At 69.0% G+C, this 9,784-nt stretch carries 11 protein-coding genes, 1 tRNA gene and 1 pseudogene; 3 read left to right on the forward strand and 10 right to left on the reverse strand.

The annotated features are described in order from the left end of the window. From BM536_RS40055 to BM536_RS37620, 3 genes are all read right to left on the reverse strand, one after another. Positions 1-360 (reverse strand): DUF5133 domain-containing protein (locus BM536_RS40055; protein ID WP_245873992.1); only part of this gene is annotated, 360 nt, incomplete at its 3' end. A gap of 199 nt (positions 361-559) precedes the next feature. Beyond that, positions 560-991 (reverse strand): hypothetical protein, encoded by a 432-nt coding sequence (locus BM536_RS37615; RefSeq protein ID WP_245873993.1) that lies wholly within the window; start codon positions 989-991, stop codon positions 560-562. Between the two features lie 369 nt (positions 992-1,360). Next, positions 1,361-1,437: transfer RNA gene (locus BM536_RS37620), tRNA-Met, on the reverse strand. Positions 1,438-1,833: 396 nt separating this feature from the next. Between BM536_RS37620 and BM536_RS37625 the strand changes: the two genes are divergently transcribed. Then, a complete protein-coding gene (locus BM536_RS37625) occupies positions 1,834-2,112 on the forward strand; it encodes a hypothetical protein (RefSeq protein ID WP_143651104.1) in 279 nt (92 codons plus the stop codon). A 442-nt stretch (positions 2,113-2,554) separates the two neighbouring features. Here the strand turns inward: BM536_RS37625 and BM536_RS37630 are convergent, their stop codons facing one another. The 3 genes from BM536_RS37630 to BM536_RS37640 are packed head-to-tail and all read right to left on the reverse strand — an operon-like array spanning position 2,555 to position 4,250. Further along, positions 2,555-3,220 (reverse strand): hypothetical protein, encoded by a 666-nt coding sequence (locus BM536_RS37630; RefSeq protein WP_073499037.1) that lies wholly within the window; start codon positions 3,218-3,220, stop codon positions 2,555-2,557. A 56-nt stretch (positions 3,221-3,276) separates the two neighbouring features. Continuing rightward, positions 3,277-3,705 (reverse strand): DUF6415 family natural product biosynthesis protein, encoded by a 429-nt coding sequence (locus tag BM536_RS37635; RefSeq protein WP_079275251.1) that lies wholly within the window; start codon positions 3,703-3,705, stop codon positions 3,277-3,279. Beyond that, complete coding sequence (locus BM536_RS37640; protein ID WP_245873994.1) at positions 3,702-4,250, reverse strand: ATP-binding protein; 549 nt, start codon at positions 4,248-4,250, stop codon at positions 3,702-3,704. The genes BM536_RS37635 and BM536_RS37640 overlap by 4 nt, the downstream gene beginning before the upstream one ends. A 197-nt stretch (positions 4,251-4,447) precedes the next feature. Here BM536_RS37640 and BM536_RS37645 point away from each other — a divergent pair, with 197 nt between their 5' ends. After that, positions 4,448-5,674 (forward strand): helix-turn-helix domain-containing protein, encoded by a 1,227-nt coding sequence (locus tag BM536_RS37645; protein WP_073499033.1) that lies wholly within the window; start codon positions 4,448-4,450, stop codon positions 5,672-5,674. Here BM536_RS37645 and BM536_RS37650 read toward each other — a convergent pair. Beyond that, the gene (locus BM536_RS37650) at positions 5,655-6,317 is read right to left on the reverse strand and encodes an HAD family hydrolase (protein WP_211363020.1); all 663 of its coding nucleotides are present in this window, start codon (positions 6,315-6,317) and stop codon (positions 5,655-5,657) included. The genes BM536_RS37645 and BM536_RS37650 overlap by 20 nt on opposite strands. Before the next feature lie 176 nt (positions 6,318-6,493). Here BM536_RS37650 and BM536_RS37655 point away from each other — a divergent pair, with 176 nt between their 5' ends. Then, positions 6,494-7,030, forward strand: a complete 537-nt coding sequence (locus tag BM536_RS37655; RefSeq protein ID WP_079275250.1) for a GNAT family N-acetyltransferase — start codon at positions 6,494-6,496, stop codon at positions 7,028-7,030. Here BM536_RS37655 and BM536_RS37660 read toward each other — a convergent pair. The 3 genes and pseudogenes from BM536_RS37660 to BM536_RS43615 form a co-directional block, all read right to left on the reverse strand. After that, entirely contained in the window at positions 7,018-8,013 is a 996-nt protein-coding gene (locus BM536_RS37660; protein WP_073499031.1) for a hypothetical protein, read from the reverse strand. The two genes, BM536_RS37655 and BM536_RS37660, sit on opposite strands and share 13 nt — an antisense overlap. A 535-nt stretch (positions 8,014-8,548) precedes the next feature. Beyond that, complete coding sequence (locus BM536_RS43610) at positions 8,549-8,911, reverse strand: hypothetical protein (RefSeq protein ID WP_245873995.1); 363 nt, start codon at positions 8,909-8,911, stop codon at positions 8,549-8,551. Between the two features lie 172 nt (positions 8,912-9,083). Next, positions 9,084-9,518, reverse strand: a pseudogene (locus tag BM536_RS43615) (ATP-dependent DNA ligase); the annotation flags it as partial. Positions 9,519-9,784 lie beyond the last annotated feature (266 nt).

Genomic DNA, 9,784 nt, shown 5'->3' on the forward strand with positions numbered 1-9,784 from the left:
CCCGCCCCGGATCCCGCCCCGCCCCGGGTCCCACCTCGGTGTGGGTCTGGGACCGTGCTGCGCATCATCAGGCCGCAAGCCAGACGGCATTTCAGTGGGGGAGGGGCTGCTTTGTCTCGTGGCCTCGGCGATCTGGCGGCGGGCGACGAACAGTGCCGTGTCGAGCTGGCGGGTTGCGGTGATCACACACAGTGTGTAGGCCGCGTCCTCCAGCCGGCGGGTGGTCTCAGGGCTGTTGTCGGCGGCCAGGCGGTGCCTGAGCGTTTCGCATCGTTCGATCAGCTCCCGCAGGAGCGGAGGGTGCGCCGTGATCATGGCTGGCTCCCTTCCGGTGTAGCTCGTGTGGAGCAGTTCCTTCACCCATACGGTGGCAGCCGCCGGCGCCTGCCGCATGTGGAGGCCCTACCGCGCAGCCGTGAGTGGAGTGAACGTTGGTGCCACCGGAGCGCGGGAAGCGGTCGCCGACGGCCGTGGCCCGCGTTGGTGGTCAGCGCCGCAGTGGGTGAGGCGTTGATCGACCAGCCCGCCAAGCAACCCTGGAACGCAGCCGCGCCCCCGGTCATGGCGCGTCGGGTACTGCGCGGGTCAGGGGTTCGAGGTCGCCGTACAGGGCCGCATGCAAGGCGGCCGCGAGTTCCCGGGCCCGGGCTTCGCTCTGTACTCCGTGCAGGACGAAGTAGACCGGACCTGCGTAGGCGTCCGAGCGGACCTCACCGTCGTCGACCAGGCGCCTGACCGCATCGCGGGCGGCATCGCTCACGTCGGCGTCGATCGCGAGGCCCGGGCCGGCTGTGAGCGTGTCCGCTTTCACCGTCCACCACTGGCCCTGGCTCTCGATGGCGACGAACACGACACGCCGCGCCTGGGCCTGCCGGTAGACGTGGTCGAAGGCGCTGCCACCTGTCGCATCAGGAATCAGGCGAGCGGGGCAGGGAGTAGGCAGCGGCTCCATAACAGCATCGTCCCAGATTGTCGGCAGAACACCCGGCACGCCGCAAACCACAGTTCCGGCCCCCGCCCTCGTCTGCCTCGCACGCGAGAACCACACTGCAGGGGCAGACGAGGCCTGCGCCGACTAGGCGCCGTCGGCGGCGTGGCGGACGGCGTCAAACAGGTCGGGCAGCTGGACGGACTCACGCCGTGAGAGCGGCTCCACGTGGATGAGGGGGAGTTCATGCATGGCCCTGGCTCAGGCGATGTACAAGCGGGTCGGTCGTACACGGCAATCCCGGCGCTGGCCCGTAGCCGAGGGCGAGCGGTTACGGCAGAGCCGGCTACGGGAACGGGTCGTCACGCCGGGCCGGCGAGCCTGGAATGCGACTGGCCCCCTCGACCATCAGGTCGAGGGGGCCAGTCGTGTTGGTAGCGGGGACAGGATTTGAACCTGCGACCTCTGGGTTATGAGCCCAGCGAGCTACCGAGCTGCTCCACCCCGCGTCGGTACGGCAAGCCTACGGCATGATCCTGGTCCCACCCGCCACGCCTGCGCTCGTCTGCGGAGGCCAGGGGCAGGGCGCGTACCGCGCGGCAGCCCACCACCGCGGCAGCCGGCCGGCGTCCAAACCCACGCCGCGGGCCCGGAGGGCTCCCACAAGGGGGCGGAGCCACGGAGCCTGCGTCGTGCGCGCGGGCCAGGGGGATTCGACGGTGCGGGCCGCCGCTGCTGGTTGAGTAGAGGATCGCGTTGACGATCTCTGGAAGAGGAGAGCGCGGACCTGGTCCTCCAGGGCGAGGAAGCCGACGCCCTCGTGAAGGCCCAAGTCGGCTAAACGGACCAGCGCACCCCGCCTACCTGGCGGTAGCCTGCGGGCCGAACCAGAGAGGCGGACCCCAGTGGGCTTCGACGCAGAACGATCAGCGCGCATCGCTGCCATGCAGGAAACCGCCTGGCCCGTCTGGGAGGCAACCGGCGACACGGACGCACTCCAGCAGTTCCTCAAGGACAACGGGTGCCACGGAGTGGAAGCCGTGTTCGTGACCATGGGCCTGCTGCACTGTGATCTTGCCCAAGCTCAACGAGCCTTCTTCAACGCCCCGTGCCGCGACACCGAACGCCGCTTCCACAACCACGCCATGGAGCTGTTCGAAGAGGCCGCCGACCACGACGCCTGACAGTGCCAGCGGCCCAGCAGAGGCCTTGACTCGGCCATGAAGACTCCACCGGCATTGTCCGCCCGGTTTTCGCCGGCGCGCGGGGTGTGCGGCGGCGCCGGATTCTTCGACCACCCAGCTGCCGGACAGGCCGAGGACGGCGGCTGCTGTACGTCAGGGGTCTCATCACCTCCGACGTCCCGGGCCGAAGGAAGGCCAGGTGGGAGACAGGAGAGCGTTCTCCTCCGGACACCTGGCGCGAGCGCGCCCCCTGCTCAAGGGCCCACGACGTGGGCGGGCACTCATTCCCTCATCCGCAGGGAGAAGGGTGTGTGGGGCCCGGCGCGGGAGGGGCAGCCGGCCGCCAGGGGGAGGGCGGCCGGGCCGGGGGACCTCTCGCGCCGGGCGGGGCCTGCCCGAAAGCCCGGTTACGGGGGGTGTGCGGGCTTTCGGGCAGGGGCTTCTATTCGCTGTGGGTGCGGAGTTGGTCGCAGAGTTCGTCGAGGTCGAGGATGCGGTAGGCGGTGAGGCGTCGGATCTGCTGGGAGGCGAGGAAGCAGCCGGTGTCGGGGTGTCCGTACGGCAGAGGCGGTCCCGGTTGCGCGACTGGCTGCACGCCCTCGGCTCCCAGTCCGTACAGCGTGCCGGTGGTTCCGTACAGCGGTGCGCTCTGCGCGAGGAACACGGTCGGGCTGCCGTCGAGGTGGGGGCAGAGCCGGGCTGCGGTGCGCAGGTGGCGGGCGCAGACGGGCGGCTGGTTGGTCAGCACTTCCGCCGTGCCCGAGGTGTGGTCGTCCGGTCCCGCAAGGAAGATCAGTCCCAGTGGGGTGCGGGCGGGGTTGGTGCAGATCTGGCAGCGCAGGGCTTGCATGGTCATCATCTGCCGGTAGGGGTGCATCAGTTTCCACTGCGGTCGCCCGGTCGGCTGACCCTGTCCATCAAGAGAATTGAAGGAGCAGCGTGCCCACAGGACGCCGCGGAGGTCGCGGTCGCGGGGGTCTTCGTCGAGGTAGTGCAGATGCAGCCGGCCATCGGTGTGGGGGAGGAGGATCAGGTTGTCGGGAGCCGCGTCCTCGCCTTCCCTCTGGGTGATGAACGGAACGAGACCGGGGCCAGTCTGCGTGGGCACGGTGCGCCACTTCCTGCGGTTCGAGGGGTAGGGACTGTGGGGGAGAGGGGGAACGATCACGCCGCCACCGCTTTCAGGCAGCCGAGGAAAGCGAGACGCTCGGCCAGTTCGTTGACCGTCCACGCCGTGCGCCGCAGGTGTCCGACGGCCTGCCGGTACTCATCCGGCAGCACGGCATTGCGCAGTTGGCGAGCCCGCCGGACGAGTCGGTCTGCTTGTTCGTCGTCTTTGTCGGCGCCCGTGCCCGCGCCGATGTGGATGAGCTGGGCGAGGTGCCTGCCCAGCCTGTCGGCGAGTTCGGGGAGCATGTCCGCGGGCGGCGCGACGTCGTCCAGGAGCTCGCCGACGTCGTCGAGGAGAGCGTCTGCGTCGAACGGCTCCCATCGCTGGACTTTCACCAGCAGTTCGTGCAGCGCCCTGGTATCGAGGGGCGGCCTCCACCGCTCGGTCGGCCGGCGCGCACTGGGCAGAAGGAGGCTGTTCACGATGCCTCCTGCTGTGGCAGGGCGAGGGTGCACCATGCGGTGGCACCCTGGTTGCTGGTCCCGAACGTGCCGCCGTGGTGCTGGGCCAGCGCTGCCACGAGGATCAGGCCGCGGCCCGACTCGGCCTCCTGCCCGGCCGGCCCCGGTGCGATCCGGGACGGTACGCCGTCGCTGACAGCGATGCGCAGGAAGCCTTCCTTCGCGGTCAGCTTCAGCCTGATCTCGCTGGTGCCGCTGTGCAGGAGGGCGTTCGTGAGGAGCTCGGAGACGATCAGCATCACGTCGTCGGTGAGTGCCTGCAGGCCGCAGTAGCGCAGCCGGGCGGCGGCGATCCGCCGCATGACCCCGACCCGGCACGCATCCTCCGAGCGCGGTGTCGCGCCTCTGCTCCGAGGGAGGACTGTGAAGCGTTCATTCATCACGTCGTGGTCGCGGCGTGGAACCGGGTGATGCTTGCGTACCGCCGAGTTCGCCGCGGTGCCATTGTGATCAGTCGGCACATCACGCTGCCCAGAGCGGCCGTTCGGTAACAGGCGGGTTGGCATCGGCGGCGGCTCCTTGTCGAAGAATCACGGTCAGGATGCGAACCAGGATGGCCCTCACCGTGAGTCAATCCGAGGACCTCGACAGGTCTTTTAGTGGCCGTAAAGCGGACTTTCTGCCTGGCTGCGGAGGAGAGACTGGCTAAAGAGAGGACTCTTCGTCGACACTTGCTTCAGTTTGTCGATACGGAGGTGAGGCAATGGCACGCCCCGCAGGCAACATCCGGCTGAAGTCCGCACGGATGGCGGCCGGTTATCACTCGCAGCAGGCTCTCGCCGATGCCTTGAACGTAGGGGTGCGGCAAGTGCGGAGGTGGGAGTCGGACGCTCCGCCGTGGCCGCAGCCGGATCTGGCCCAAGCACTCACAGGCCTACTGGGCCAAGACCTTAACTCGCTCGGGTTCACCGCGCACGATGCTGCCCGCCCCGAAGACGCACGGCGCGCCGTGGTCGGCGGTGCTGTCGCGTCCGTGGGCCTCGCGGCCGTCCCCAGCCAGGCAGCCGTCATGCAACCCGCCTCCGTAGCACAGGACTTCACGGCAGTGACCCGCTCGCATCGACGCCTGTACTGGTCGGTTCCCCCTGCGACGCTGCATCCAGCCGCTCTGGCGCACGCCGCTCTCGGATGCGCACTGCTCGCGCAGACGGCCGGACAGACCCGCCAGCGCACCGCAGCCGCTCTCGCCGAGACTTGGCTGCTTGCCGGACGCATCGAGTTCTTCGACCTGCGGGAGGCCGACAGGGCCCAGCAGACTCTGGTGCGAGCACTGCAGGCAGCAGGCGAAGCCCACGACCCGCTGCTGGGAGCGGCGATCCTCGCGCATAGCGCGTTCATCCCTGCCTGGGCAGGGATGCGGGACGGGGCTGCTGAACGGATGGCGGCGGCTCGCGCCTACGCCCGCCGGGGCCCAGCCAGCAGCGAGTTGCTCGCCTGGCTGGACGCGGTCGAGGCCGAGTGCGAAACGCGCTGCGACAACACCCGCGCAGCACTCCAGCTGATCCACCATGCCGAAACTGTCCTGGCCGAGGAGAGGGAGCATGCAAGCCCGGCCTGGATGGACTGGTTCAGCCCCGTCAGGCTGGCTGCCTTCAAAGGCAACACCCAGCTGAAGGCCGGTCACCTGCCCCAGGCACGCGAAACCCTGCAGAGCGTTCTCGACGCCCTCGATCCGGGGGACGACAAACAGCGCACCGTCGTCCTCGGCGACCTCGCAGCCGTGGAAGCGGCCGCCGGCAACCCCGACGGCGCTTGCCAGTACGCGCTGCGCGCGCTCGACGACCTCGAGCGCACCTGGTACGCGATGGGAATGGACCGCGTACGGGAGGTACGCCGGACCCTCGTACCGCACCAACAGCGGCAGTCCGTGCGAGAGCTGGACGACCGCCTCTACGGATGGTCGACCACGATCAGCGCACTGAGTCGTTGAACCGGGCAACCAGCCCGGACAACTCCAGCAGGCTCTCAACGCGAAACGTCGGCAGCTTCTGCGCTTCCTCAGTACGCCACTGGATCGTCCCCCACGGCCCGCGGCGCACCAGCGCCGTGTGCATCCCCGCCCGATGCGCCGGGCGGATGTCGTTGTCCACACGGTCCCCGACGTACAGCATCTCTTCGACCTGGAACGGCACCACCTGGGCAACGCGGTGGAAGAAATCAGGCGCAGGCTTGGAAGCCCCCCAGTCGTCGGACGTGCCGATCAGATCAACCTCCGAGCTGAACAACTCCCGCAGGATCCGGCCCGCGCGCACCGTCTGATTTCCTGCGATGCCCAGCCACAACCCGTCGGCGCGCAGGGCAGCAAACGTGTCGCGCACATCCGGATACACGTCAGCCTCACTGAAAGTCTCCGGCTGGCCTGCCTGCGCGCGGCGTTCACGCTCGGCATACAGATCGAAACCCGGCCGGAACTCCTGGAACGTCTCTCTGTAGTCCCGCCCCTGAGCAATGACGGCACCAAACATCGCATGGAAGGTGTGACGCGGAACGCCGAGCCAGTCCGCCCACGTGCCGTACTCGGTGCTCTCGTCCACCAGGCACTCGCCGACATCGAAGATCACAGCGCGAATCATGCAGGCAGCGTAACCACAGCCGACGTCGGAATTACTCTCCGGGTGCAGGCCTACGCGTCTGCTGCAGCAGCTGCAGAATGTCCACAGCGCACTCCAGCGGCACGCAGACGTCCCCGCTGTCGCCGACTGGCTCGAGCAGTACCGCACCACGACCAGCGTCCGCTGAGGAGGAGACGGTGACCACCGAGAGCACCCGACACGAGCAGGTGATCCGCGCCTACGGCCCCGGCCAGGTCCCACCCCTGGTGGACACCGTCGCCGACATCTGGGCCGACGCCCACCCCGAACTGGTCGACAACCCCGGCGCACAAGCGATGGGCCTGTCCGTCCCCGCACTGCGCCAACAGATCACCGGCCACCTCAAACACCCCGGCTTCACCCTCACCGTCGCCTACGCAGACGGAACCGCCGTCGGCTTCGGCTACGCCTTCCCCTGCTCGGCCGACTACTGGTTCGGCCCCGCCCTGGCCGACCATGTCCCCCAAGCCGCCCGCCATCAACGCCTCATGGGCCTGTGCGAACTCGCCGTCCGCCCACCCTGGCAGTCCCACGGCATCGGCCGCCGACTGCACCACGCACTCCTTGATCAGCGCCGACGACGGGTTGGTACACGTGAGCAGCCCGCACGACAGGCGCGCAGCACAGCCGGCCGCAGCCAGTCCGTCGCACCAGCAGGCAGCATCGCTTTCCGGACGCCCGATCAGGAGTCGTAGCGCTGTGTCACCACAACCGTCGTCCCGGCAAGCGTCGCGCCCACTGGCGTCTTGGCCCACTGAGCAAGCAGCAGCGGCTTCTCCTCCACGGACTTCAGCAAGTGCGCGACTGTGTCGGCGTCTGGTGCAGTGGGAAGGGCACAGCCGATCACGGTGCTGCCCGTTGCACTGCTGTGCTCCCCGTATTCCTCGTCGGGATCGTCCGGCTCCCAGCGCCCGACCTGGACCTCCCAGCAGCCGTCGTCAACGCTAGGCTCCGGAGCCTGGACCGTCATGTAGAAACCGTCGGAGTCGTGCGGCTCGGCGAAGAGCTCGCAGCTGGGGTCGTCCAGTGCGGCCCACATTCCGGTGCACCGGGAGTGCGCTGTGACCAGCACCCGGAGGCCGGCGACAGCCTTTTCCCGCTCCTGCGAGGTGAGCCCTGCCTCATGGCGGTCGAGCCGTTCGCGGGTCTCGTTGCTCAGTGTGTCCATTCCGTCGTCATGCTTCACGAAGGGATGGGCGAACTCCCAGCAGCGCACGTTCTCCGTCTCGGGTTTCGAGGAGGTTCCCGAGAAGTCGTCGAGTGCCGCACGCAACTCGGCTTCTTCCACCTCCAGTTCGCAATGGACCGCCCGACGGACCGTATCGGGCACGCTCACCAGAGCGTTCTCCAGATCGGCCAGCGCCTGGTGAAGCCGCAGACAGACGTACTCGTACCAGAGACTGTGGGCGCCATGGAGGAGATCGGCACGGGCGGCAGCCTCGGTCAGTGCCGCAAGGTGCTTGCGCGGGTAGTAGTCCGCACGCTGTTCCCGGCGGTCGTGGACACTGACGGGGACGGTGGCGAGGGCGGAGATCCGGTTGAGGGCGTCGACGATCGGAATGGCAAGGCGCGGTTCGCCCAGGCTCGTCACAGTCTTGGATTCGACGCCGTCCGGACCCGGGTAGGTCGCCAGGACCTGAGTCTTCCCACGGTTGGCGTGCTGAGAGTAGATGGTCAAGGGGACGCCTTTCGCCCGCCCGGCGTACAACGGCCGGACAGGAGGGGTGCGCAGGGATGGGAGGAGGTGGTGGCGAGGGCGCTTTCCGACGCTCCATACCTCAAGGTGACCGGTGGTGGCCCAGGTGCTTTCCCAGGCTCCTTACCTGCCCGCAGGTTAGACGTATCGACGGCGCGTCACAAGGATTTTCTTGAGCGTGCGGGCGCACCGACGGCGTGGGACCGCGCGCGGCCGGGTGAGTCCAGCTGACGGGGCTCATGAGCGATTGCGTTCAGGCGATGACTACGCCATAGGCGCGGGCGAGTGCGTCAAGGCCATGGAGGGGCCCCGACCTTCGGTCCGCCACGAGCCTCCCTTGCGCGCTCCGCGCGTGAGGTACCCCTGCCACACGACGCCACCGAAGGCCAGGGTGGTGCCGATTGAGCCGAGGGCGACCCAGAAGGTTTCTGACATGGCGGAGATTCTGGCCCCACCCGCACGGCCGTGAATCGGCGGCTCCCCTGAGTAGACCGGCCGCTTGTGCTGTCGCGGCCAGTCAGTGCGGCGGTAACGTCCAGCGGGGGACGTCGGCGGCGGAGAGGTCGGTGCGGACCCGTTGCCAGCGGACGGGATGCCGCCACCGGCCGGCTGCGTCGCGTGCGAGGTCTCCTGAGACCTCTACGACGACGTCGGGCTGTGCGAGGGTCACGTCCAGGACGTCGCGGGTGCCCCAGCCGGCGGTGAAGGTCCAGCCGTGCCACGGGTGCGTGGCGACGGTCGTGGCCGGGGCCAGGTGGCTGCCTACGGTACGGGCGGCGGGCTGCGTCAGCGTGGTGGTGCGGCCGATGTACTGCAGTTGCCTGGTGGTGTCGTGGCGTCCGAGCAGCAGCGACCGTGGCGCGCCGGTCGGGCCGGTCACGGCGCCGACGATGGCGTCGTGGGTCTCGCGGACCTTGTACTTGCGCCATGTTCTGGCGGTGGGGTGGTAGGGCTCGGTGAGCCGTTTGAAGCAGAGCGGCGGCCGTCCAGTCCAGCCACTCGAGTGCGGTGCCCGGGTCGGTGGTCGACGGGGACAGTGTCCACGGTGCTTTCAGGTGCAGGCTGGTGAAGAGTTCCTCAAGGGCTGTGCGGCGGCGGTGGTAGGGCCAGGCGGTGGTGTCGGTGCCGGCCAGGCGCAGGAGGTCGAAGGCGACGAAGTGGGCGGGCCATTGGTTGGCGGCTGCCGTCGCGGCGTTGCCGCGTCGGGGCAGGCGCTGCTGGAGCCGTTCGAAGGCGAGTCGGTCTGCTTCCCAGACCACCAGTTCGCCGTCCAGGCCGGTGTCGCCGGGCAGTTGGATGGCCGCTGCCTGGATCTCGGGGAACGAGGGGGTCATGTCGGTGCCGCGGCGGGAGCGCAGCAGGATGCGGCCGTCACGGTAGCGGGCGAGTTGGGCGCGGTAGCCGTCCCACTTGGGTTCTGCGGCCCAGCCGGGTGTCAGGTGGGGGTCGGTGGTCGGGGTGGTGAGCATCGGTTCCGGCAGTGCCATGTCACCGAGGATCTCTCCACGGGGTGTGCCCGCTGTTCGGGTACACCCCGCGCCAGCAGGCCCGCCACGGGGGCAGCTGGATCAGCCCGAGCTGGCCTTGGTCAGCTGGCGGGCTGGTCGGTCGGGTGGTCGCTGGCTCCGAGGGTGCGGCGGCGTTGGCTGGGGGAGGTGGGCGGCTGGCTGCCGAGTACTCCGCGGTCTCGTAGCTGGTCCAGGTCGGGGAGGTGGATGCCGGGCAGTGTGTCGAGCAGGTCGGCCTGGGCGGC

Source organism: Streptomyces phaeoluteigriseus (genome assembly GCF_001896135.2).
Classification (GTDB): Bacteria; Actinomycetota; Actinomycetes; order Streptomycetales; family Streptomycetaceae; genus Streptomyces; species Streptomyces phaeoluteigriseus.

Excerpts from the sequence above, each read along its gene's own strand:
- BM536_RS37640 (WP_245873994.1), bottom strand. The coding sequence starts at position 4,250 with ATGCCAACCCGCCTGTTACCGAACGGCCGCTCTGGGCAGCGTGATGTG.
- BM536_RS37645 (WP_073499033.1), top strand. The coding sequence starts at position 4,448 with ATGGCACGCCCCGCAGGCAACATCCGGCTGAAGTCCGCACGGATGGCG.
- BM536_RS37650 (WP_211363020.1), bottom strand. The coding sequence starts at position 6,317 with ATGATTCGCGCTGTGATCTTCGATGTCGGCGAGTGCCTGGTGGACGAG.